This window comes from Actinomadura kijaniata, from assembly GCF_014138665.1.
GTDB classification, from domain to species: Bacteria; Actinomycetota; Actinomycetes; order Streptosporangiales; family Streptosporangiaceae; genus Spirillospora; species Spirillospora kijaniata.
Window position 1 is genome coordinate 217,752 of the sequence record NZ_JACJIA010000010.1, and the last position, 23,715, is coordinate 241,466.

At 76.8% G+C, this 23,715-nt stretch carries 17 protein-coding genes and 3 tRNA genes; 3 read left to right on the top strand and 17 right to left on the bottom strand.

The window, feature by feature from the left end:
- Window positions 1–102: 102 nt before the first annotated feature.
- Together HNR61_RS32460 and HNR61_RS32465 are read left to right on the top strand one after the other, a co-directional pair.
- The gene (locus HNR61_RS32460) at window positions 103–1,251 is read left to right on the top strand and encodes a VWA domain-containing protein (RefSeq protein WP_182846965.1); all 1,149 of its coding nucleotides are present in this window, start codon (window positions 103–105) and stop codon (window positions 1,249–1,251) included.
- A complete protein-coding gene (locus HNR61_RS32465; protein WP_182846966.1) occupies window positions 1,248–3,224 on the top strand; it encodes a YehQ family protein in 1,977 nt (658 codons plus the stop codon). The genes HNR61_RS32460 and HNR61_RS32465 overlap by 4 nt, the downstream gene beginning before the upstream one ends.
- Window positions 3,225–3,240: 16 nt before the next feature.
- Here HNR61_RS32465 and HNR61_RS32470 read toward each other — a convergent pair whose 3' ends face one another.
- From HNR61_RS32470 to HNR61_RS32540, 15 genes are all read right to left on the bottom strand, one after another.
- A complete protein-coding gene (locus HNR61_RS32470; RefSeq protein ID WP_182846967.1) occupies window positions 3,241–4,182 on the bottom strand; it encodes an MBL fold metallo-hydrolase in 942 nt (313 codons plus the stop codon).
- Between the two features lie 95 nt (window positions 4,183–4,277).
- Window positions 4,278–5,456 (bottom strand): vWA domain-containing protein, encoded by a 1,179-nt coding sequence (locus HNR61_RS32475; RefSeq protein WP_182846968.1) that lies wholly within the window; start codon window positions 5,454–5,456, stop codon window positions 4,278–4,280.
- A 4-nt stretch (window positions 5,457–5,460) separates the two neighbouring features.
- Entirely contained in the window at window positions 5,461–6,633 is a 1,173-nt protein-coding gene (locus HNR61_RS32480) for an AAA family ATPase (RefSeq protein WP_182846969.1), read from the bottom strand.
- Complete coding sequence (locus HNR61_RS32485) at window positions 6,630–8,144, bottom strand: ankyrin repeat domain-containing protein (protein WP_182846970.1); 1,515 nt, start codon at window positions 8,142–8,144, stop codon at window positions 6,630–6,632. The genes HNR61_RS32480 and HNR61_RS32485 overlap by 4 nt, the downstream gene beginning before the upstream one ends.
- Window positions 8,141–9,784 (bottom strand): ankyrin repeat domain-containing protein, encoded by a 1,644-nt coding sequence (locus HNR61_RS32490; RefSeq protein WP_182846971.1) that lies wholly within the window; start codon window positions 9,782–9,784, stop codon window positions 8,141–8,143. The genes HNR61_RS32485 and HNR61_RS32490 overlap by 4 nt, the downstream gene beginning before the upstream one ends.
- On the bottom strand, window positions 9,781–11,493 hold the full coding sequence (locus HNR61_RS32495; protein WP_182846972.1) for an ankyrin repeat domain-containing protein: 1,713 nt from the start codon (window positions 11,491–11,493) through the stop codon (window positions 9,781–9,783). The genes HNR61_RS32490 and HNR61_RS32495 overlap by 4 nt, the downstream gene beginning before the upstream one ends.
- Window positions 11,493–13,112 carry an ankyrin repeat domain-containing protein gene (locus tag HNR61_RS32500; protein WP_182846973.1) on the bottom strand — a complete coding sequence of 540 codons (1,620 nt, stop codon included), beginning with the start codon at window positions 13,110–13,112 and terminating at the stop codon, window positions 11,493–11,495. The genes HNR61_RS32495 and HNR61_RS32500 overlap by 1 nt, the downstream gene beginning before the upstream one ends.
- Window positions 13,105–14,607 carry an ankyrin repeat domain-containing protein gene (locus tag HNR61_RS50155; RefSeq protein ID WP_182846974.1) on the bottom strand — a complete coding sequence of 501 codons (1,503 nt, stop codon included), beginning with the start codon at window positions 14,605–14,607 and terminating at the stop codon, window positions 13,105–13,107. The genes HNR61_RS32500 and HNR61_RS50155 overlap by 8 nt, the downstream gene beginning before the upstream one ends.
- Window positions 14,604–16,217: an ankyrin repeat domain-containing protein gene (locus tag HNR61_RS32510; RefSeq protein ID WP_182846975.1), complete on the bottom strand. Its 1,614-nt coding sequence runs from the start codon at window positions 16,215–16,217 to the stop codon at window positions 14,604–14,606. The genes HNR61_RS50155 and HNR61_RS32510 overlap by 4 nt, the downstream gene beginning before the upstream one ends.
- The gene (locus HNR61_RS32515; protein WP_182846976.1) at window positions 16,214–17,371 is read right to left on the bottom strand and encodes a leucine-rich repeat domain-containing protein; all 1,158 of its coding nucleotides are present in this window, start codon (window positions 17,369–17,371) and stop codon (window positions 16,214–16,216) included. Before HNR61_RS32515 ends, HNR61_RS32510 begins: the two co-directional genes overlap by 4 nt.
- Window positions 17,371–18,792, bottom strand: a complete 1,422-nt coding sequence (locus HNR61_RS32520) for an SDR family NAD(P)-dependent oxidoreductase (RefSeq protein WP_312898206.1) — start codon at window positions 18,790–18,792, stop codon at window positions 17,371–17,373. Before HNR61_RS32520 ends, HNR61_RS32515 begins: the two co-directional genes overlap by 1 nt.
- 34 nt (window positions 18,793–18,826) lie before the next feature.
- Window positions 18,827–18,899: transfer RNA gene (locus HNR61_RS32525), tRNA-Cys, on the bottom strand.
- A gap of 54 nt (window positions 18,900–18,953) precedes the next feature.
- Window positions 18,954–19,026 (bottom strand) — tRNA-Gly (locus HNR61_RS32530).
- Window positions 19,027–19,033: 7 nt separating this feature from the next.
- Window positions 19,034–19,108: transfer RNA gene (locus tag HNR61_RS32535), tRNA-Trp, on the bottom strand.
- 18 nt (window positions 19,109–19,126) lie between these two features.
- Window positions 19,127–20,401 (bottom strand): tetratricopeptide repeat protein, encoded by a 1,275-nt coding sequence (locus HNR61_RS32540; protein WP_182846977.1) that lies wholly within the window; start codon window positions 20,399–20,401, stop codon window positions 19,127–19,129.
- A gap of 119 nt (window positions 20,402–20,520) precedes the next feature.
- On the opposite strand from HNR61_RS32540, the gene HNR61_RS32545 reads away from it, so the two are divergent.
- Window positions 20,521–20,919 carry a hypothetical protein gene (locus HNR61_RS32545; RefSeq protein WP_182846978.1) on the top strand — a complete coding sequence of 133 codons (399 nt, stop codon included), beginning with the start codon at window positions 20,521–20,523 and terminating at the stop codon, window positions 20,917–20,919.
- Window positions 20,920–21,140: 221 nt separating this feature from the next.
- Here the strand turns inward: HNR61_RS32545 and HNR61_RS32550 are convergent, their stop codons facing one another.
- Window positions 21,141–22,043 (bottom strand): ROK family protein, encoded by a 903-nt coding sequence (locus HNR61_RS32550; RefSeq protein WP_182846979.1) that lies wholly within the window; start codon window positions 22,041–22,043, stop codon window positions 21,141–21,143.
- A gap of 69 nt (window positions 22,044–22,112) precedes the next feature.
- On the bottom strand, window positions 22,113–23,372 hold the full coding sequence (locus HNR61_RS32555; protein ID WP_182846980.1) for an MFS transporter: 1,260 nt from the start codon (window positions 23,370–23,372) through the stop codon (window positions 22,113–22,115).
- Between the last annotated feature and the right edge of the window lie 343 nt (window positions 23,373–23,715).

Sequence of the window (23,715 nt, forward strand, 5' to 3'; positions counted from 1 at the left end):
CGGCAGATCCCGGCGCTGGGACGCCGGGCCTTCCCTCGTCGCTTTCAAGATCGTTCGCGAGCTCCCGATCTTCACGCTCCTCAGTCCAGACCAGGCGGCGCCATGACCATCCCCACTCCCGACCCCGACCTCGAACGCTGGCGGCTCATCCTGGGGGCGCCCGCCGACGCCTGTTCCGGCGGGCTGTCCGGTGACGCCGCCGCCCGCGACGCCGCCCTCGACTGGCTGTACGGCCGCGACCCCGACCTGGAGCGCCGGGGCGTGCGGCGCGGCGGTGCCCTCGGCGGCAAGGAGGGCGGCTCCGGCCACTCGATCGTCGCCGCCGTGGACTGGCTCGACGACGTGCACCGCCTGTTCCCCAAGGAGACGGTCGAGCGCCTGGAGCGCGACGCCGTCGAACGCTACGAGATCCACGAGATCGTCACCGATCCCGCGCTGCTGGCCCGCGTCGAGCCCAGCCAGGCGCTGCTGCGCGCCGTCCTGCGCACCAAGCACCTGATGAACCCCGACGTGCTGGCGATGGCGCGGCGCATCGTCGACGCGGTGGTGCGGGAGCTCACCGAACGGCTCCGGGTGGAGGTGCGGCGCGCGTTCCACGGCACCCGCTCGCGCCGCCCCAGCAACTTCAAGATCGCCCGCGACTTCGACTTCAGGGGCACGATCCGCGCCAACCTCGCCCACTACCGGCCCGACGAGCGCCGCCTGTACATCGAGCACCCGAAGTTCCTGTCCCGCACCCGCAAGCGCCTGGAGAACTGGCAGCTCATCCTGCTGGTCGACCAGTCCGGGTCGATGGTCGGGTCGGTCATCCACTCCGCGGTCACCGCCGCCTGCCTGTGGGGGCTGCCCGGGCTGAGGACGCACCTGGTCGCGTTCGACACCCAGGTGGTGGACCTGACCGCCGACGTCACCGACCCCGTCGAACTGCTCATGCGCGTCCAGCTCGGCGGCGGCACCGACATCGCCCGCGCCGTCTCCTACGGCGCGGGCCTGGTGGACAACCCGCGCCGCACCATCCTCGCGGTCATCACCGACTTCTACGAGGGCGGCGACGAGCACGCCCTGGTGCGGTCGGTCCGCGAGCTGTGCCAGCAGGGCACCCAGGTGCTGGGCCTGGCCGCCCTCGACGAGGACGCCGAACCCGACTACGACCGGCGCATGGCGCAGCGCTGGGCCGACGTCGGCGCGCACGTCGGCGCGATGACGCCCGGCCAGCTCGCCGCGTTCGTCGCCGAGAGGATCGGCCGGTGACCCGCGCCGACCTGCTCGCCCTCACCCCCGACGCGCTGGCCGCCCTCGCCAACCGGGGCCTGGTCAAGCGCGCCGCCAAGGACCTGGACGCGGGCAACGCCCCCGAGGTGGCCGTCGCCGGGGACGGCACGCTCACCGCGACGTTCGCCGACGGCCCCGTGGCGACCCTGCCCCCCGCCGTGGGCCTGGAGGCGGCCGCCTGCACCTGCGCCGCCACCAGCACGTGCCGCCACATCATCGGCGCGGTCCTGGCCTACCAGCGCCAGGGCGACGCCCCCGCCGAGCCCGCGAAGGACGCGGCCCCGGAGCCCGCCGAGGCGTTCGTGGACTGGTCGCCGGGGGTGTTCGACGACGACGCCCTGGCCCGCGTGTTCGGCGAACGCGCCCTGACCGCCGCCCGCCGCACCCTCCGCGCCGGGTACGCCGCCCGCCTGCGCCGCCCCACCGGGGCCGACCCCGTCCCCTCCGCCGACCTGCCCACCTGCACCGTCCGGTTCCTGGTGCCGGACGAGCTCGGCTACGTCCACACCGACGCCGCCGCGACCACCCGCGCCGAGATGGCGGTGCTGGCGGTGTGGGCGTTCCGCGCCGCCGACGAACGCGGCCTCACCGGCCCCGACGTCCGGCTCGACGTCGGCGGCGCGGCCGTGCCCGCGGCCGGCAGCGGCCTGGAGCCCGCCGTCGAGCTCGCCGTCCGGCTCCTGCTCGACGGCGCGATGCACGCCGGGCCCGTCCAGGCGACCGCGCTGCGCCGCGCCGCCCGCGACCTGACCGCCCGCGACCTGCACTGGCCCGCCGCCGCCCTCCAGGAGATCGCCGGGCAGCTCGACGGCTACGCCCACCGCGACGCCGCCTACGACCCCGGACGCTTCGCCGCCCTGCTCGCCGAGGTCCACGCCCGCCACCGCGCCGCCGTCCACGAGGACGGCAGCCCCCGCTCCCAGGTCCTCGGCACCGACGAGGCCGCCGAGACGCCGCTGCGGCGGGTCCGGCTGGCCGCGCTGGGCTGCCGCGTCGGCGGCACCGCCGGCCGCCGCACCGCCGAGGTGTTCCTCGCCCACCCCGGCGCGGGCGTCACGCTGGTGCTGCCCCGCGACTGGGAGGTCCCCGGGGACGCGGCCCTGACCGGGCACGACCTGGCCGGCCGCCGGATCTCCGGCACGACGCTGCGGGCCCTGGCCACCGGCAACGTCGTGTCCGAGACCGCCGTGCGCAGCGCGGGCCGCACGGTGCGGCTGCCGGTCGGCAGGGTCGGCCGCACGACCGTCAGCCCGCTCGGCTCGGCCTGGGCGGACCTGCCCGCGACCCTGCTGGTCCGCGACCTGGCCGCGTTCGACGCGCGGATCGCCGCCCTGCCGCCGCGCCCGATCCGCCCCCGCGTCGCCGCCGAGTTCGTCCGCGTCGTCGAGATCGCCGAGGTGCGCTCGGTCGGCTACCACCCCGGCGCGCAACGCCTGGAGGCGGAGGTCGCCGACCGGTCCGGGACCACCGCCACGCTGTCGGCGACCCACGCCCCGCACAGCCCCGGCGCGCTGGACGCGCTGGCCGCCGCGCTGGAGGACGGCCCCCGCTTCGTCAGCGCCGAGGTGCGCCGCGCGCGGGGCCGCCTGCTGCTGGAGCCGCTCGCGGTGCTGACCGCGAGCGGCGTCGTGGTGCCCGACCTGGCCCCCGGCGACGGCGAGACCGCCCTGGCCGCGCACGCCGGGGAACGCCCCGACCCGCTGACCGCCGCGCTCGACGAGGCCCTGGCCGCCTGCGCCGACGCCGCCCACCGGGGCCTGCTGCACGTCACGCCGGGCACGGTCGCCGCCGTCGAGCGCGCCGCCGCCGGGCTCGCCGGGATCGGGCTGCGGGCCGCCGCCGCGGCGGTGCGGGCGTTCGGCGACGCCCTCGGCGGCGACGCCCCGCACCGCGCCGCCGACGCGTGGCTGGACGCCCAGCTGCGGCTGCTGGTGACCGCCGAACTCCGCTAGCCCGCCGGGTGGCCGGTCAGGCGCGGCAGCTCAGCGGGCGGCCGCCGTTGTAGGTGATCATGTCGCCGATGGCGGTGAGCACGTCGATGGTCCCGCCGGGCTCCAGGCCGTCGAGCTCGGCGTAGGCGCGGTGCAGGTTCCCGACGATCCTCTCCGGGTCGCTGAGCTCCGCGTACTCGCCGAGGTCCAGCTCCCGCGCGGCCTCCAGCGGGGCCAGGCCCGCCGCCCTGGCCTCCACCGCGCCGTCCCGCACGAACCGCAGGTAGCCCAGCACCCGGTCGATGAGCTCGGGACCGGCGACCGGACCGTGCCCCGGCACGATCGTCTCGGCGCCGAGCGGGGCGACGACCTCCTCCAGCACCGTGATCGCCCCGGTGACCGAGCCCTGGAGCAGGAACGGCGTGCCGCCGTTGAACAGCAGGTCCCCGCAGAACAGCACCCGCCGCTCGGGGATCCACACGATCGAGTCGTTGGTGGTGTGCGCGGGCGTCCCGACGTGCCGGACCTCCAGCCTCAGGTCGTCCGACCACAGCGTGACGCCGTCGGTGTAGGTCAGGAACGGCGGCGCCAGCTCGAACGCGCCCCAGTCCACCGGCTCCCACACCGGCGCGTCCATCGGGGCGCCCCACTCGATCGCGGCGGTGCGGGTCCTCTCGTGCCCGACGATCGTCGCGCCGGCGAACAGGTGGTTGCCGAACGTGTGGTCGCCGTGGTGGTGGGTGTTGACCAGGGTCCGCACCGGCCGGTCGGTGACCGAGGCGATCGCGTCCAGGTAGGCGCGGGTGCGGCGCTCGGTGGAGCAGGAGTCCACGCCGACCACGCCGCGCGACCCGGCGACGAACCCGGTGTTGTTGATCCACCAGGTGCCGTCCGGCTGCAGGTAGGCGAAGATCCCGTCGGAGACCTCCTCCAGGCGCGGCGGACCGGGGGCGGTGATGTCGTGGTGGACTCCGGACATGAGGGGGCTCCTCCAGCGGGGGACGTGCTGCGGCGGACGTCGTCCGCCGCAGCGTACCGCCGCGCCCCGGCCGCCGTGGTCGGCCGCCGCCGTGGTCAGCCGCCGGGCGTCACCCGCACCGACTCCACCCACGCCGGCGGCGCGGGCGGGTCGTCGCCGACCAGCGCCGCGATCAGCCGGGCGGTGGCGGGCTCGGCGGGCCACGGCGTGTACCCGTCGGTGAGGACGATGACGACGTTGGGGCGCTCCTTCGCCGCCATGGCCGCCTCGATCCCGACCCGCATGTCGGTGCCGCCGCCCCCGGCCAGCACCACCTGGTCCACGCTGGTGACCCGCGAGGCCGCCCGCACGTCGGCGTCGACCGCCAGCACCGTCACCCGGTTGGCGCCGACGCCGACCTCCCGCAGCACCCCGGTGACCTCGGCGAGCGCGGCGGCCAGGTCGTCGGGGCCCATCGACCCGGAGGTGTCGATGACGATCGCGACGCGGGGCAGCGGGCGGCGCAGGCTCGGCAGCACCACCCCGCGCATCGCGGCGGTGCGGCGCGACGGCCGCCGGTAGGTGTAGTCGACCGCGCCGCCCGCCCACGCCACGGCCTCCCGCACGGCCCCGGCCAGCACGCGCCGCCAGTCCACGGCGGGCTCCAGGACCTGGTCGGCCCAGCGCAGCCAGCCGCCCGGCAGCGTGCCGCGGGACCGCTGGTGGGCGCGCATCGCCTCGGCGGTCGCGCGGCGCAGCGCCTCGGCCTCCACCTGGCTGACCTTCGGCGGCCCGCCCGGCCCGTTGATCTCCCACGGCAGCGGGTCGCCGTGCGCGCCCGACCCGCAGTCGTGGAGGTGCGGCTGCGGCGGGACGCCCGGCAGGTACGCCTCGAACAGCAGCCCCTTGTCCATGCCGAACAGGCCCGGCTCGACCCGGCCCTCGGGCAGGGGCAGACCGTCGTCGAGCAGGTCGTCGTTGATCTCGCAGTCCTGCGCGATGTTGACGCGGACCCGGTCGCGGCGGTCGGCGGCGGGCAGCCGGTCGGCGCGGCCGTGGTGGTCGCGCAGCAGGTGCGCGACCTCGTGGATCCACACCCCGGCCAGCTCCGGGACCGGGGTGGCCTCGACGAACGACGGGGACACGTAGCAGCGCCAGTGCCGGTCCACGCCCATCGTCGGCACCGCCTCGGAGGGCACCACCGTCAGCGAGTACAGCGCCGACGCCAGGTAGGGCCGGTCGCCGGCGGCCTTGAACCGGGCGGCCAGCAGCTTGGTGCGGTCGAGTTCGGCCATCGGCTCAGCCCGCGAGCGCGCCGGACAGCCGCAGCAGGTCCACGAACCCGTCGATGCCGCTGGGCACCGGCCAGTCGGTGTCGCGCATCTTCGCCAGGTCCCCGGCGGCGCGGGCCGCCACGTCCGGCACGCCCGCGTCCACGGCCTTGGCGAGCACCGCCCAGCCCGCCTCCCAGCGCCGCCGCGTCGGCTCGGCCTGGATGGCGGCGACCACGGCGGTCAGGAACGCGAGCTGCCGGTCGCCCCGGTCGGGCAGCGCGAACGCGTCGGGGTCGGCCAGCACCCGGTCGGGGTCGGGCAGGTCCAGTTCCTCCAGGTAGTTCAGCAGCTCCAGGCCCGCGCCGTCGCCGACCGCGCCGACCACCGCCGCCGCGACCGCGTCCCGCGCCACGCCGGTGGCGTATCCGGCGGCCAGCAGCCGCAGCGCCATCTCCCAGCTGCGCGGCGACGGCCACGGCCCGCCGCGCGCCTCGGCGTCGGAGGGCAGGCTGTGGACCAGGCCGGGGCGGGCGGTGAGGAAACCGGAGATCGCGCCGCGCGCCCGGGCGACCGCGCCGGTTGTCTTCGCGGGGTCCACCATCGGCACCCGCAGCTCCGGCCAGGTCCCGGCCAGGCCGCGCGCGACCGTGCGGGGGTCGTGCGTCCAGTTCAGGTGGACGAACCGGTTGGCCAGCGGCGGGCTGAGGTGCCAGCCGTCGGCGGCGCTGGAGGGCGGGTTGGCGGCGGCCACGACCCGCACCGGCTCGGGCAGCGACAGGCTGCCGACGCGGCGTTCCAGGACCACCCGCAGCAGCGCGGCCTGCACGGCGGGCGGCGCCGACGACAGCTCGTCGAAGAACACCAGCCCGCGCCCCGCCGTCGCCAGCCGCACCGCCCAGTCCGGCGGGGCCATCGGCACGCCGGTGGCGGCCGGATCGTCGCCGATCACCGGCAGCCCGGCGAAGTCGGACGGCTCGTGCACGCTGGCGATCACCGTCTCCAGGGGGACGCCGAGCCCGTCGGCCAGCCGTTCCATGCCCGCCGACTTGCCGATGCCCGGCTCGCCCCACAGCAGCACCGGCAGGTTCGCGGTCACGGCCAGGGCGAGGGCCTCCAGCTGGGTGCTGCGCGCGGGCTCCGAACGCCAGTCGCGCGCGGCCCGGTTGAGCTCGTCGGCGGCGGCCAGGGGGTCGTTCACACTGTCTCCTCGTCTTGTTCGGCGGCGTCCAGGGCCCGGACCAGCGCCCGCGGACCGCCCGCGTCTCGGACCGCCCACGTGGGCGTACGGTCCAGATGGTCCCGGGAACGCGGATCGACCCCGGCGGCCAGCAGCCGGGGCAGCAGGACCTCATGGTCCACCCGGTGGACCAGGTGCAGGAGCGTGCGGCCGCCCCGGTCGCGGACGCGGGGGTCCACGCCCGCGTCCAGCAGCCGCAGCACGCCGGGGGTGTCGCCGTGCTCCATCCGCCGGAACAGGTCCTTGCGCAGCCGCAGCAGCGCCCCCGGCAGCCGCCCTCGGCCGTCCTCCCAGGCGGCCCGCACGGCGAAGCACCCCGAGGGCTCGCCGCCGAACGCCCCCAGGACCCGTTCCCTGTCGCGCTCCTGAGAGGTGTGGGAGTCCTCCAGGACGCCGTCGCGGAACCGCAGCCCGTGCTGCCTCCGCCGGCACGGCACCGCCACGGGAACGGGGAGCGCGGGCCCCGGCGGCCCCACCGGCCCGTCGACCGGAGGCCGCGCCGGGAACAGCGCGTCGCGCACCAGCGGATGCAGCTCCTCCGGGGTGATCCGCCCGGCGCGCAGCAGGTCCAGGTCCGGCAGCCGCCGCCACAGGCCGTCCGCGAGCAGCGGAACGTTCAGGTAGGGGCGCGGATTGATCGCGTCGATCACGAACACGGTCTCCACCATGGCGCCATCCTTCACGGCCAGCGAGAGATCCCAGGACAGTTCCATCCGGTGATGTTCCGTGGAGTCCCGCATCGTGCGCCCCAGCAGCGCCAGGTCCACCGGGGCCACCCGCCCCCGACGCTGCCACCGCTCCTCGGTCCACGTCCACATGTTTTCGAGGGCGAGCCCGGCGGCGGCCGACGCCTCCTTGAAAGCGCCGCGTTCGTGCAGCAGCCCGACCCACTCGGCGTGCCGGACCGGGTCCCCGCGTCCGGGATCGCCGCCGGGAAGCTCCTCGGGGGCGAGCGGGACGCCGTCGGCGTGGAAGAACGGAGGCCGGTCGCCGCCCCCGCAGTGGGCGAGCAGCCCGGCCGAACGCCGCGCGTCCCACAGGTGCCGCAGACCCGTCCAGTCCACCGTCCGAACGTCCGCCCCGGAGGGACGCGGGCCGGCCGGGACGAGCCGCAGCCGCAACCGCTGCGCGCCGTCGTGGTGGAGGGGGGTGGCCGCGCAGAGGACCGCGTCGCCGTACCGGCCGAGGACCAGCCCCTGGTGCGGGGACAGCTCGGCCCGGCCGTACCGCACGCGCGGCGCGTGCCAGCGCAGCAGGTCGGGCGCGAGGTGCCGCAGGTCGTCCTCGATCTCGGGGGTGAGGTCGGCGGGGTCGAACCCGATGTCCACGCGGGCGGCGGCGCAGGCGCCGCGCCAGTCCCCGGCCAGGCGGCGTTCGGTGGCGCGCTCGATCATCCAGCGCGGCACCGCGTACCGCCGCACCAGCGCCCACGACGCCAGCTCCTGGTCGGCGACCACCCCCGGGTCGCTCACCCGTCGCCTCCCGTCTCGTCGGGCAGGCCGCGGCCGAGGCCGGGGTGCTCGGCCGCGATCCGGTCGCGCAGGAAGTACAGGTGGGCGTACCGGTGCGTGTTGATCAGGTCGCGCAGCGACCAGCCGCCCTCGTTCACCACGTCGATCCGGGCCCCGGCGTCCACCAGCGCCCGGACGCATCCGGCCGAGGCCCGGTGCAGCACCGCCCGGTACAGCGGGGTGCCCCCGTGCCCGTCCTCGGCCTCCAGGTCCAGCCCGGCCGCCAGCAGCCGGGGCAGCAGCACCTCGTGGTCGGCCAGGTACACCAGGTGCAGCAGCGTGCGGCCGTCGCCGTCGCGGACGCGGGGATCGACGCCCTCCTCCAGCAGCCGCAGCACGCCGGGGGTGTCGCCGTGCTCCATCCGCAGGAAGATCTCCTCCCGCAGCGCCTCCAGCGCGGGCGGCAGCCCGCCCCGGCCGCTCGTCCACGCCTCCGTCACGGCGAAGCAGCCGGTCATCGTCCCGCCGAGCGCCCGCAGGGCGCGTTCCCGCTCGTGCTCCCCGGCGGGGTGGGGGACGTCGAGGCGGCCGCCGCGCCAGCGGGCCTCGTGCCGCTCGCCCCGGCAGCGGATCCGGACGGGAGCGAGCGGCGCGGGCGGGGGCGGCCCGGCGGGCGGGCGCGCGGGGAACAGCGCCGCGCGGACCAGCGGGTGCAGCTCCTCCGGGGTGATCCGCCCGGCGCGCAGCAGCAGCGGGTCCGGCGTCCGCCAGCACGGCTCGGGCAGGACCGGCACGTCCGCGACGTCGCGCGGGTCGGCCGCGCTCAGCGTCAGCCGGCCCTGGACGCGTTCCAGCACCAGGCAGTGGCGGGAGGAGACGTCCGCGCGCACCCGCGCCGTCCCCGCCAGGGAGCGGCCCGCCCGCGCCAGCAGGGACAGGTCCAGCGTCGCCAGCCCGTGCCGCACCAGCGTCATCGTCCGCCACGCCCCCGGACGCCCCCGGGGCTCGACGGCCGTCAGGCCCGCCGCCGTGATCGCGCCGTCCAGGTCGCCGCGTTCCCGCAGCAGGAACACCCACTCCGAACGCGCGGCCGGATCGCCCGGCCTCGGGTCGGCGGTGGGAAGCTCCCCCTCGGGAAGCGGAACGCCGTCGGGACGCAGGAACGGAAGCCGCCCGCCCGGTCCGTGGTGGTCGAGCAGCCCGCCGGCGCGCCGCGCGTCCCACAGGTGCCGGAGCCCGGACCAGTCCTCGCGGACGACGGGCGGGTCCGCCGGCCGGTACCGGCCGGGCGCCTTCCGGTCCAGGCGGAGCCGGAGCCGCTGGATCTGCGGGGCGTTGCGGGCGCGGGGCGTGGCCGCGTACAGGACCGCCCCGCCGTACCCGCCGAGGACCAGCTCCCGGCGGACGGCGATGTGCGTGCCGCCGTGGTCCCGGGGCAGGTGCCAGCGCAGCAGGTCGGGTGCGAGGTGCCGCAGGTCGTCCTCGATCTCGGGGGTGAGGTCGGCGGGGTCGATGTCGACGTCGATGTGGGCGGCGGCGCAGGCGCCGCGCCAGTCCCCGGCCAGGCGGCGTTCGGTGGCGCGCTCGATCATCCACCGCGGCACCGCGTACCGCCGCACCAGCTCCCACACCCGCAGGTCGTTCGCGACGTTCCCGCTCACTCGCCGTCCTCGTCCTCCGGGTCCTCGTCCTCGTCGTACTCCCAGTAGTCGTGGGCGGTGATGTCGGGATACTCGGCGGCGATCCGGTCGCGCAGGAACCGGAGGTCGGTGCGGTCGTTGCGCTCCATGAGGTCGACCAGCGAGTAGTCGCTCTCGTCCACCACGTCGATCCGGGCCCCGGCGTCCAGCAGCGCCCGCACCAGCGGCGCGCGGCCGTGCTCGCCGACCACCAGGTGCAGCGGCGTACGCCCGTTCTGGTCGGTCGCCTCCAGGTCCAGCCCGGCCGCCAGCAGGCGCGGCAGCAGCTCCTCGTGGTCGACCAGGTGGAGCAGGTGCAGCAGGGTGCGTTTGCGGCCGTCGCGGACGCGCGGGTCGACACCCATGTCCAGCAGCCGCAGCACCCCCCGCGTGTCGCCGTTGTGCATCCGCAGGAACAGGTCGCGGCGCTGCCCGCGCAGCGCGCGGGGGAGCCTCCCCTCGCCGCCGGTCAGCGCCTCCCGCACCGCGAAGCACCCGGTGACCGCGCCGCCGAACGCCCGCATGGCCTGCTCGCGTTGCCGCTCCTCGGCGGTGTGCGGCATGTCGAACCGGCCGTCGCGCATCCGCACCTCGTGCCACTCGCCCCGGCAGCGCACGCGCGCCGGAGCGGGCGCCTCGGGGCCGGGCGGGCCCACCGGACCGTCCGCCGCGGGCCGCTTGGGGAACAGCGCGTCGCGGACCAGCGGATGCAGCTCCTCCGGGGTGATCCGCCCGGCGCGCAGCAGGCTCAGGTCCGGCTGCCGCCGCCAGGAGAACTCGGGCAGCCGGTCCAGGCCCCGCAGGTCGTAGGCGGAGGCGACGCGCATCCGGGGCGGGTCCTGCGGCGACTCCCGCGTGACGGCGAAACCGGTGTACCAGCCGAACGAGATCCACAGCGCCGTCGTCCCGCGCTCCGCCAGCGCCCGGCTCTCCCGGGCCAGCAGGGCCAGGTCCACCGGCAGCCGCGCCATCAGGCGGCGCGGATCGGTCCGGGCCCAGCCCGGCAGGCCCTCGTCGCTGAAGTCCGGGACGGCCCCGGCGGCCTCGAACGCGGCCTCCAGCTCACCGCGCTCGTGCAGCAGCGTGACCCACTCGTGGTGGGCGGTGGTGTCGGCGGGGTCCGGCGCGGTGCCGGGAAGCTCGTCCGGGGCGAGCGGCGTGCCGTCGGCGTGGAAGAACGGCGGCCGGCCGGTTCCGCCGTAGTGGGCCGGCAGGCCGGCGGAGGACCGGGCGTCCCACAGATGCCGCACGCCGCTCCAGTCCTCGGCGACGATCGAGGTGTGCCCGCGCGGCACCCTGCGCAGGGGCTTGCGCCGGAACAGCAGCCGCAGCCGTTGCGGCCCGTCCACCATCGGCGGCGTCACCACGTGCAGCACGCCGTCGCCGTACCGGCCGAGGACGAGCGCGCGGAGCGTGCCGACCGAGGTACGGCCGTTCAGCACGCGCGGCAGGTGCCAGCGCAGCAGGTCGGGCGCGAGGTGCCGCAGGTCGGCCTCCAGGTCGGCGGCCGCCCGCGCGCCGTACCCGCCGGCGACCTCGGCGAGGTCGAACCCGACGTCCACGTGCGCCGCCGCGCACGCGCCCGCCCAGTCGCCGGCGAGCCGCCGTTCGGTCGCCTGCTCGATCATCCAGCGCGGCACCGCGTACCGGCGGACCAGCGTCCAGGACGACATCTCCTCGCGGTTGTCCATCAGTCGGGCTCTCCTCGGTGACGCGGCAGGTGCGGATGGTCGCGCCGCACCTTCTCGTGCAGGAACCGCAGGTCCGTACGGCGCCTGTGGTGGATCATCGTGGCCAGGGTGCGCCCCTGCCGGTCGACCGTGTCGGTGCGGGCCCCCGCCTCCAGCAGCGCCCGCACGTACCGTTCCGAGCCGCCCTCGGTCACGGCCGTGAACAGCGGCGTCCATCCGTCGCGGTCGGCGGCGTCCACGTCGAGCCCGGCCGCCAGCAGGCGCGGCAGCAGCTCCTCGTGGTCGACCAGGTGGAGCAGGTGCAGCGGCCCGCGCCCGAGGCCGTCGCGGAAGTGCGGGCCGAGCCCCGCGTCCAGCAGCCGGGTCACGCCGGGGGCGTCGCCGTGCTGGAAGCGCAGCAGCAGCTCCCGGCGGAACGCGCGCAACGCCCGGGGCGGGCGCTTGCGGCCGTTCGCCCACGCCTCCTGGGCCGCGAAGCAGCCGGTGGTCGTGCCGCCGAGCGCCACCACGGCCTGCTCGCGCCGCTGCTCCTCCGCGGTGTGCGGCATGTCGAGCCGCCCGTCGCGCAGCGAGACCAGGTGCCATTCCCGGTCTCGGCAGCGGATCCGGAACGGGGTGGGCAGCTCGGGGTCGGGCGGGCCCACCGGCCGGTCCGCCGGGGGCCGCGCCGGGAAGAGCGCGTCGCGGACCAGCGGATGCAGCTCCTCCGGCGTGATCCGCCCGGCGCGCAGCAGCGCCAGGTCGGGCAGCTCGCGCCAGGTCTGCTCGGGCGGGGCCGAGCCGGACGGGACCGCCGGAGAGGAGACGCTGGCGTGTCCCAGGAAACGCAGGTGGGGGAGGCGCGTGTCCAGGCGGAAGCGGTAGGACTGGTAGGTCAGGCAGGTCTGTTCCACGCCCGCCTCGCGCAGCCCGCGCACCATCCGGTCGAACAGCGCCGGGTCGATCGCCAGGACGCGCAGCCACCCGACGTTGACGGCCCTGTCCGTGCGCGCCAGCAACGCGTCCAGACCGGCGTCGGTGAGCGCCTTCTCCAGGCCGTCGCGGTCGCGGCGCAGCGTCAGCCACTCGGCGCGGGCGACCGGATCGTCCGGGCCGGGGTCGCCCGCGGGCAGTTCGGCGTCGGTGAGCGGCGTGCCGTCGGCGTGGAAGAACGGCGGCCGGTCCCCGCCCCACAGCGTCAGCAGCCCGCCCGCGCGCCGCGCGTCCCACAGGCACCGGTGCCCGCTCCAGTCCTCCCGGAGGAAGTCCGCCGCCTCCGGGGGCGGCGGGCCGAACCCGAGCCGCAACCGCTGCGCCCCGGCGGGAACCGGCGGGGTCAGCACGTACAGGAGGTCCGCGCCGCGCCGCGCGAGCACCACCACGCGGTTGATCACCACGGTCGTGAGCTGCTGGGAGCCGCGCGGCAGGTGCCAGCGCAGCAGGTCGGGCGCGAGGTGCCGCAGGTCGTCCTCGATCTCGGGGGTGAGGTCGGCGGGGTCGATGTCGACGTCGATGTGGGCGGCGGCGCAGGCGCCGCGCCAGTCCCCGGCCAGGCGGCGTTCGGTGGCGCGCTCGATCATCCACCGCGGCACCGCGTACCGGCGCGCCGTCCGCCAGATCGACAGCTCCCAGTCATTCATCGGCTGCCTCCTCGGTCAGCAGGAAGGCCAGGTTGTCACGCTCGTGTTTGCGGATCAGGCGGGCCAGGGAGCGGCGGGCGGTGTCGGGGCGCGCGCCCGCCTCCAGCAGTGCTCGCACGACCTCGGGGGATCCGTGGTGACAGACGGCCACGTGGAGCGGGGTGAGTCCGTCGGAGTCCTCGGCGTTGACGTCGAGCCCGGCCGCCAGCAGCCGGGGCAGCAGCATCCGGTGGTCGACCTGGTGGATGTGGTGCAGCAGGGTGCGTCTTCGCGCGTCGCGGACGCGTGGGTCGAACCCGGCGTCCAGCAACGCCAGCACGCCTTCGGCGTCGCCCGCGTGCATGCGCAGGAACAACCCGATCCGCGCCTCCCGCAGGACCGAGGGGAGCTTCCGTCCGGCGTTCGCCCAGGCGGCCATGACGGACGCGCACCTGGCGGCCGGGCCGCCGAGCGCGCCCAGCGCCAGTTCCCGGTCGCGCTCCTCGGGGGCGTGCGGGGTGCACAGCCTCCCGTCCCGCAACGCGATCTCGTGCCACTCGTCGCGGCACCGGACCCGGACGGGCTCGGGCAGCTCCGGGTCGGGCGGGCCGACCGGACCGTCAGCCGGGGGACGCGCCGGGCACAGCGCGTCCCGGACCAGCGGATGCAGGTCCTCGGGGGTCAGCACGCCGGTGCGCAGCAGCTCCAGGTCGGGCAGCCTGCGCCAGGCGACGCAGGGAAGCTCCGGCAGGTCCGCGACGTCCCGGTGGTTCCGCTCGCGGACGCGCGGCCCCTCGGTGTCCACCGACCAGGTCCCTCCGGATCCGACCGCGATCCGGACCCGCTCGGTGCCGCCTTCCCGCAGCGACCGCAGGGTCCGCGCGAACGCGACCGGGTCGATGTACGAGTGGAACAGCAGCCCCCCGGGGAGGGCCGTCTCCTCCGCGGCCTCCGGGAAGCCGAACTCGTGGCGGGCGTCCCGCCGGTCCTCCGGGCCCGGCGGCTCGCCCTCGGCGGTCAGGCGGGGCGCGCGGTCGCGGCGGCCCCACCGGTGGAGGAGCAGGTCCGGTGCCTGCCGCGCGTCCCACAGGTACCGCAGGACGGTCCAGTCCTCGTGGGGCAGGGCGCGGTCGCCGCCGGGCGGCGTGCCGATCCGCAGCCGCAGCGTCTGGGGGGCCTCGGCCCCGGGCGGCGTGAGCGCGTACAACGCCGCGCCGCCGTGGCGGGCCAGGACCAGCGCCCGGCGCGGGTCGAGGGCGGTGCTGCCGGTGAGGCGGCGGGGCGCGTGCCAGCGCAGCAGGTCGGGCGCGAGGTGCCGCAGGTCGTCCTCGATCTCGGGGGTGAGGTAGGCGGGGTCGATGTCGACGTCCACGCGGGCGGCGGCGCACGCGCCGCGCCAGTCCCCGGCCAGCCGCCGTTCGGTGGCGCGCTCGATCATCCACCGCGGCACGGCGTACCGGCGGATCCGCCACCAGTCCCTGAGGCCCCCGGACAGCCAGCCCCGCGGAATGTTCACCGGTCCGCACGCCCCTCGTCGCGCGGCAGACGCTCCGCCAGGAAGCCCAGGTCGCCGCGGCCGCGGATCAGCACCGACAGCGTGTTGCCGAGCACGTCGGCCACGTCGACGCGCGCCCCCGCCTCCAGCAGCGCCCGCACGACGTCGGGCGAACCGTGGTCGCTCACCGCCAGCATCAGCGGGGTGCGGCCCGCGCCGTCCTCGGCGTTGACGTCGAGCCCGGCCGCCAGCAGCCGGGGCAGCAGCACCCGGTGGTCCATGTGGTGGACGTGGTGCAGCAGGGTGCGTCTCCGCGCGTCGCGGACGCGCGGGTCGAACCCGGCGTCCAGCAGCGCCAGCACGCCGTCGGTGTCGCCCGCCTCCATCCGCCGGAACAGGTCGAGCCGGATCTCCCGCAGCTTCGGCGGGAGCTTCCCCTCGCCGGTGCTCCAGGCGTCCAGGACCGCCAGGCACGCGACGGACGTGCCGCCGAACGCGCGCAGCGCCCGTTCGCGCTGGAGCTCCTCGGGGGAGTGCGGCGTCACCAGGCGGCCGTCGCGCACCGCGATCTCGTGCTCCTCGCCCTGGCAGCGGATCGTCACCGGGGCGGGCGGCTCGGGGCCGGGCGGGCCGACCGGGCCGCCGGCCGGGGGGCGCGCCGGGCACAGCGCGTCCCGGACCAGCGGATGCAGGTCCTCGGGGGTGGCCAGTCCGGTGCGCAGCAGCTCCAGATCCGGCAGCTTGTGCCAGACCGCCTCCGGGACCGACGGCAGCCCGGCGAACGCGTCGGAGGGGCCGTACTCGACGCGCATCCCGTCGAGGGTCACCGCGGCGTCGGCCCACAGCATGCTGATCCGGACGCGTTCCGCGCCGCGCGCGTGCCACTCCCGCAGCGCCCGCGCGAACGCGTACAGGTCCAGGGCCGGTTCGCGCATCAGCCGGGTGAGGTCCCACATCTCCTCGGGGTCGTACGCGCGGCCGCCGAGGCGGTCGAGCCCCAGGCAGCGGTAGGCGGCCCCCAACTGCTCCTGTCCTTGTTCCTGGAGTCGCGTCACCCACTCGGCGTGCGCCACGGGGTCGTCGTGGCCGGGGCAGCGGCCGGGTAGTTCGTCCTCGCCCAGGGGAGTGCCGTCGGGGCGCAGGAACGGCGCGCGGTCCCCGCCGAAACGCCGCGCGAGCAGTTCCCCCGCGTGCCGCGCGTCCCACAGGTGCCGCAGCCCGGTCCAGTCCTCGCCGTGCAGCGGAAGCCCGTCCTCGGCCGGGGCCCCCAGCGGGGGCGGGCCCAGGCACAGCCGCAGCCGTTGCGGGGCCTCCGCTTTCAGCGGCGTGCGCACGTACAGCGCGGCGTCGCCGTACCGGGCCAGGACCAGCACCCGGTGGCCGAGGATCGAGACGTCGCCCTCGCTGATCCGCGGCACGTGCCAGCGCAGCAGGTCGGGCACGAGGTGCCGCAGGTCGCCCTCGACCTCGGCGGGCGCGGCGTCCAGCTCCGGCCCCGCGTCGCACCACGCGGCCGCGCACGCGCCGCGCCAGTCCCCGGCCAGCCGCGCCCGCGTCGCCTTCTCGATCATCCGGCGCGGCAGGGCGTACCGCAGGACGCGGAGCCGGTTGAGTCGGGCCCGCCGGTTCAACGGTAGAGGCTGCCGATCGCGTGGACGTCGGGGTGCGGGCCGGCCTCCGGGCGCAGGCACGCCGCGAACGCCCGCTTCACCCGGCGCGGCACGCCCGGACCGAGCCCCACGTGCTCCAGCCGCGTCCCGCCGTCGAGCCGGGCCAGCAGCGCCTTCGCGCCGCGCCCGGTGATCCCGGTGTGCCGCAGGTCCAGCCGCCGCAGCGGGCTGCCGGGCAGGGCCTCGGCCAGCGCGTGCGCGCCCGCGTCGCCGGTCGCGTTGGACGGCGCGCCCAGCGCGCGCTGCGACGGCGGGCGCCCCAGGTCCAGCGCCTCGATCCCGGCCAGCGCCCCGGCCAGGGCCGCCGCGCCCGCCGGGCCGATCCCGTTGCCGCCGAGGCCGAGCCGGACGGGCCGGTCCGGGTCGGCGGCCCCCGCCAGCGTCCGCGCGCCCGCGTCGCCCAGATGGTTGGCGGGCGCGTACACCTCGCGCACCCCCGCGTCCCGCACCAGCGCCGCCAGCAGGCCGGCGGCGTCGGGCCCGAACCCGTTGCCGCCCAGGAAGATCCTCTCCAGCGGCCGGTCCCGCGCCACCAGCGCCTCCAGCAGCGCCCGCAGGCCGTCCGCGGACAGCCCGGTGTTGACCATGTCGAGCGTGCGGATCGCGGTGTTGCGGCGCAGCATCGCCGCGACCGCCCGCGCCCCCTCGTCGCCGACCGGGTTGCGCTTGAGCCACAGCGCCCGCACGGTCCCGTCGGAGGCCAGCCGGTCGGCGAGCGCGGCCGCGCCCGCGGCGTCGATGCGGTTGCAGCCCAGGTACAGCGTCTCGACGCCGTGGCCCGGCGCCAGCGCCGCCGCGATCGTCCGCGCGCCCTCGCCGCCCATCGCGTTGGTGCCCAGCAGCAGGTGCGCGGCGTGCGGGGACGCCACCGCCGCCGGGACCAGCCGCGCCACGCCCGCCGCGCCGAGGCCCTGCTTGCACAGGTCCACGCGGCCGTCGGCGCGCAGCGTCCCCAGCGGGAACGTCTCGTCGCCGGTGACCGGCGCGGCGTCGGCCAGCCGCGCCAGCAGCGGGTCCAGCCCGGCCGGGTCGGCGGGCGGGACGTCGGCGTGCTCGATCGCCGGGCAGCGCACGGGGGTCGGCTCGGGCGTCGGCCCGGGGGTCGGCTCGGTCATCACCACTCCACCGGTCGGTAGTCCTTCAGGAACAGGCCGGACAGCCGTTCGCCGCCGCCGACCCCGCGCACCACCGGGTCGTAGACCCGCGCCGCGCCGTCGATCACGTCCAGCGGCGGCCGGAACCCCACCGCCCGCTGCGCCTGCTTGTCCGGGTGCGGCCGCTCGTCGGTGACCCACCCGGTGTCCACGCTGGTCATGTGGATTCCGGACGCGGCGTAGTCGGCGGCCGAGGTGCGGGTCAGCATGTTCAGCGCGGCCTTGGCCATGTTGGTGTGCGGGTGCCGCACGGTCTTGCCCCTGCGCGAGAAGCTGCCCTCCATCGCCGACACCTGCACCACGTACCGGTCCGGGAACGGCGACGCCTCCATCAGCCCGCGCAGCCGGGAGGTCAGCAGGAACGGCGCGAACGCGTTCACCATCTGCACCTCCAGCCACTCGGCCGGGTCCACCTCGTGCAGCCGCAGCACCCAGCTGTTGCGGTCGCGCAGGTCGAGGGGCTGCCCGGTCTCGTCGACGCGGCCCGCCGGGAACAGCGCCTCGTCGGCGGGCACCGGCAGCGCCGGCGTCCCGCCGGGCGCCCCGGCGCCGCCGGTCAGCGCGATCCGGGCGGCCGTGCCCGGCAGCGGCTCGGCCTCGGCCGCCCGGACCTCGCGGTGGTAGGCGGCGGGCCGCCGGATCGTCTGGGCGGCGTTGTTGACGAGGATGTCGAGGTGGTCGAACCGCTCGTGGACGGTCTCCAGCAGCCGCGCCACGCCGGGCAGGTCCAGCAGGTCCACGCCGTGGACGTGCAGCCGGTGCAGCCACTCGGCCGAGTCGGGCACGGCCGCGAACCGCCGCGCGGCGTCGCGCGGGAACCGGGTGGTGACCATCACCTCAGCCCCGTCGCGCAGCATCTTCAGCGCCGTCCAGAACCCGATCTTGATCCGGCCGCCGGTGAGCAGCGCGCGGCGCCCGCGCAGGTCGCACCGGGCGTGACGGCGCGCGACGTTCTCCGCCGCGCACCCGGGGCACATCAGGTGGTAGTCGGGATGGACCTCCCGGTAGCGCTGCTTGCACACGTAGCAGCGCCGGTCCGCCCGCAGCCGCCGGGCCTCCCCGCGCGGCGTCCCGGCGGCGGGGGCCTCGACGGCGGGCCGCTCGAAGCCGGGGTCCTGCTCGCGGAACCGCGTGCTCCGCGCCAGCGCCTCGCGGTCGTGCCGCCGCCGCTCGTCCAGCCGCGCCGCCTTGCGGGCCTTCTTGCCCGACCGGTACGTCTGCGCGGCGGCCTCGTGCACCGGACGCCAGCGCGGGTCGTCGGGGTCGGTGCCCCTGGCCCGCGCCAGCACCCGCAGGCACGTCTCGATCTCGGCGGCGTCCGGCAGGGCCTCCGGGCCGTCGTCCCCCGCCGCCGCACCGGCCGGGCTGGGGAGGGACGACACGGTGCTCCTTCGCGGCTCCTTCGGCGTTCTGGGGCAAGGCCGGCCGGATTCGAACCGGCGTCCTCCAGCTTGCAGCTCGGGCGCGACGACCTCTGCGCTACGGCCTTGCCGTGCGGCAGCATAGCGGCTTGATCCGACATTTCCCGCATCATTCCCCGCGGTGGGATCGGCCGGATTCGAACCGGCGTCCTCCGCCCTGGCAAGGCGGCGCGACGACCTCTGCGCTACGATCCCGCGCGGGGCGGACCGGCCGGATTCGAACCGGCGTCCTCCCGGTTTTGGAGACCGGGCGCGACGACCTCTGCGCTACGGTCCGCCGCGCGCCAGCATAGGGTCACATGAACCGGGAGCTCCGCACGGGGCCGGTGTAGGGGCACCGGTCGCGCGGCCCGGCCAGCCAGTGCCCCGCGACGGCGGCGGCGAACCGCGCCAGGTCCGCGTCGGTGCCGCCGGGCGCGACCTCGTCGCCGGTCTCCGGACCGGCCTGCGCGATCTCCTGCGCGATCGTCTCGGCGGGCCGGTCGTCGGCCGGGACGGTCTCCGGCTCGCCCTCCCGCACCATGCGCATCCGCTCGCCCCACGGCGTGACGGCCACCTGGTGCAGCAGCCCCGACATGTCGGCGCTGACGGCGGGCGGGTCGGTCCAGCAGGTGGCGTGCTCGTACAGGACCTGGCCGGGGGCGCGGTCGTGCAGGGCGCGCAGGGAGTCGTCGTCGGCGTCGTTCAGGTCGAACGCGACCACCACCGTCTCGGCGGCGGCGTCCGGCCGGAACGGCGCGGCGGGCAGCCCGAGCACCCGCGCGGCGACCAGCCCGAGGATGTGCGAGGACCGTTCGGGGAGCAGCGACACCGACCGGGGCCGTGCCCCGGTCGCCTCCAGCACCGCCCGCAGCCGCAGCAGCCCGCGCACGCAGCTCCCCGGGCTGACCTGCGTGTAGGCGTAGCGCCCGACCATGCCCTCGTCGTAGCCGTAGGGCGAGATCTCGCCGAGCAGCCCGCCGGTGAGCGCGAAGTGCCAGCCGCGCAGGTCGCGTTCGTCCATGGGGCCGGCGCCGTGCGCCGCGCGGGCCCGCCCGACCATGCGCCGCAACCGCCCGTGCGCCCACGCGAACCCGTCGTCGGGCGGGGCGGGCAGCGCCGCCAGCTCGCGGTCGGCGATCTCCAGCCCTCCCGCCAGCAATGCGTTGAGCGCCAGCAGGTACCGGTCGGGCCACGGCTCCAGCGCCGCGTCGTGCGCCTGGAGGACCTCCACGGCCTCGCGGTGCCGCTCGGCCCGCTCCAGCGCCGCCGCCAGCTCCCGCAGCACCGGCGGCGCCCCGCCGGTCAGCTCCAGGGCCTCCCGCAACGCCGGGACGCCCAGCTCGGGCACCCCGCGCTCGATGCAGGCGTACCCGAAGTCGTAGAGCGCCTGCGGGGAGGCGGGCTCCCGCACCACGGCCCCCGACGCCTCCCGCAGGTCGTCGAACCCCGACAGCCCGGCGGCACCCTCCAGCAGCCGCGCCACCTCGACGACCGGCAGCCCCTCCGCGGTGAACCGCAGATGCCGGATCAGCCCGCCGACGTCCCCTGCCTCCAGGAGCTCCCGCCCCTTGACGATCTCCTCGCTCATGCGCCCGCACCCTAGCGACTCCCGCCGCCGATCCCCGCACGGTTTTCGGACCGGGACGTTTGGGACGGACGGAACGGGTACGGCGGTTGCGTCCGTAAGCGTCGCGAGAGGGGAAGGCGATGACGACCCAGAAGGCTCCGAACACCGCCGGGATCGGCGTTCCGCAGGGGGAGCCGCAGAGCTCGCCCGAGGAACTGCACGAGGACGGCGTGCGCACGCGCGAGAACCTGGACTCCGGCGGGAGCAGGCTCGGGGGCAAGCCCGTCGTCTGGTCCGGCGCCGGGACCGCCGGCGCCCTGGCCTGCGCGGTCGCGGTGTTCCTGTGGTGGCGGCGCCGCACCAGGATGAGCCGCTGGGACCGGGCCCGCCGGCAGGTGGACACGCTGGCGGCCAAGGCGGGCGCCGGGGCGAAGGCCGGGGCCGGGATCGCCCGCGAGCAGGCGGTGGTCCAGGGGTCCAAGGCCAAGGCCGTCGCCGCGGAGAAGGCGTCCAAGGCGGCGGCGCGCGTCCGTTCGTGACCGCGGCCGGGCCTTGGCCACCGGCTCCAGGGCCTGTTTCGGAGTGGCCCCGGCCACGCACGCGAGCGCGCTCCCTGATCCGCGGGCCCGACGCCGGAGGCGAGGGCCCGCGGATCAGATCGCGCAGCGATGCCGCGCCCGCCAGGACCCGGTGAGAAGCGGGCTCCAGGCGAGCGCCGCGGGCCAGGGCTCCTGAAACAGGGACCAGACGTTCGAGCCGGTCAGACGTTCGAGCCGGTCAGGGCGCGGGCGGCCAGGATCGCGGCGCCGTGCATCGCGGCCTGCGCGCCGAGTTCGGCGAGCGCCAGCGGCGGCGGCTCGCGGAACGTGAAGCGCGCCGCCAGCCGGCCGGCCAGCGGGACGGTCAGGCGCTCCCCGCTCCCGGCGAGCCCGCCGCCCAGCACGACCAGGGACGGGTCCAGCAGCATCGTCGCCGCCGTCAGCGCGTCGGCGAGGGCGTCCAGGGCCTCCTCCCACACGCGGGCGGCGACCGGGTCGCCCGCGGCGGCCCGCGCGAGGACGTCCTCGGTCCGCAGCGACGCGTCCCCGTAGCGGCGGGGCAGCGCCGAGGCGGAGGAGTAGACCTCCAGGCAGCCGGCCTGGCCGCAGGCGCACGCCTCGCCGCCGGGCCGCACCACCATGTGGCCGATCTCGCCGCCCGCCCCGGTCGCGCCCGGGTACGGCGACCCGTTGATGATCATCGCGGCGGCGATCCCGGTGCCCAGCGGCACGAACAGGAAGTCGCCCCGGCCGCGCCCCGCGCCGTGCGCGGCCTCGCCCAGCCCGCCGGTGCGCACGTCGTGCCCGAGCCCGACCGGCATCCCGAGGCGCGCCTCCAGCAGGGCGCGCAGGGGGGTGTCGCGCCAGCCGAGGTTGGCCGAGTAGACGGCGGTCCCGGCCGCCTCGTCCACGATGCCGGGAACGGCGACCCCGGCGGCGACCGGCGGGTTCCCGGCCCGTCCGGCCAGCTCGGCGGCGAAGTCCCCGACGGCGGTGACGACGGCGTCCGGCCCGCGCTCGCGTCCGGTGGAGCGGGACTCGGCGAGCAGCACGGTCCCGTCGGCGGCGACCAGTCCGCCCTTCATCGACGTTCCGCCGACGTCCAGCGCGACAAAGGTGTTCATGGGTTCCATTCCGTCCGGGGGTCGGCCGGAGCATAGCCGGTCGCGGGGGCCGCGACCGGCGCGCGGGCCTCAGGCGGCCAGGTCGTGTCCGGCGGCGACCCGCCCGCCGCGCGGCGACGCGGGGACCGCGGCGGCGCGGGTGGGCCACAGCGCCCGGGCGGCGACGGCGGCGCCGGCCCCGATCACGGTGAGCGCGCCCGCGGCGGCGGTCATCCCGGCCCCGGCGGCCAGCCACCCGGCGAGCGGGTAGGTGACCAGCCAGGCGGCGTGGGACAGGGAGAACTGCGCGGCGAACGCGGCGGGCAGGTCGGCCGGGCGCACCGCGCCCCGGATCAGGTTGCCGGCCGGGGTCAGCACCGCCGAGGTGGCGGCCCCCAGCACCGCCCACGCGGCCAGCAGCGCGGCGAAGGTCAGCGCGCCCGCCGCCAGCCCGGCGGTGAGGACGCCGAGCACCGCGAACAGCACGGCGGCGGCGGGCAGCATCACGGTCCGGGCCTCGAACCTGTCCAGGACGCGCGGCAGCAGCAGCGCCACCGCCATCGACCCGGCCCCGAACGCGCCCAGCGCCAGGGAGACGTCGCCGGTGCCCCGGCCGAGCTGCTCGCGGACCAGGACCACGGTGTTGACCACGACCATCGAGCCGGCCGCCGCGACCGCCACGTTCAACGCCAGCAGGGCGCGCAGGGAGGCGGCGGCGCCGAACAGCCTGGCCCCGTAGGTCGCCTTGGCGAGCGCGCCGCCGGTGCGGGCGGCCGGCGCCGGCCTGGGCAGCACGACCGAGACCACGAGCGCGGCCGAGGCCAGGAACCCCAGCACGGTGCCGAAGAACAGCCAGTTGTAGCTGATCAGGGTGAGGAGTCCGGCGGCGAGCACCGGGCTGAACAGGCTCTCCAGGTCGTAGGCGAGCCGCGACAGCGACAGGGCACGGGTGTAGTCGCCCCGGGCGGGCAGCACCTCGGGGATGGTCGCCTGGAAGGTCGGGGTGAACGCGGCCGAGGCGGACTGGAGCAGGAAGATCAGGACGTACACCTGCCAGACCTCGGTCACGAACGGCAGGGCGAGCGCGACGCCGCCCCGGACCAGGTCGGTGGTCACCATCAGGGCGCGGCGCGGCAGGCGGTCCGCGACGGCGCCGACCATCTGCGAGACGACGACGTAGGCGACCATCTTGATGGCCAGCGCGGTGCCGAGCACGGCGGAGGCGTCCCCTCCGGCCAGGTCGTAGGCGAGCAGGCTCAGCGCCACGGTCGCGAGCCCGGTGCCCACCAGGGCGATGGCCTGCGCCGCGAACAGGTGCCGGTAGGTGCGGTGACGGAGAACGGCGAACATGGCCCCTGCCCTCTCGGTGACGACTCGACAGTTCATTATGTGCGTACTTGCGCACATAATGAACCCAGAGGGGTGCCGATCCATTCCCGGGAGGCGGAGGGGGGCCAGGGCCTGTTTCACAGAGGCGCGCACGCGAGCGCGTTACCCGGCCTGCGGGCCCGAAGCCGGAGGCGAGGGCTCGAAGGTCAGATCGCGAAGCGATCTTGTACTTGCCAGGACCTGGTGAGACGCGAGCTGCCAGGCGAGCTCCGTAGACCAGGGCTTTCGAACACCGCCTGGCGAGTGTTCAAGGTGCCCTCAGCCACCGCGCGAGCGCGTGACCTGAGCGGTGGGGCGATGCCGG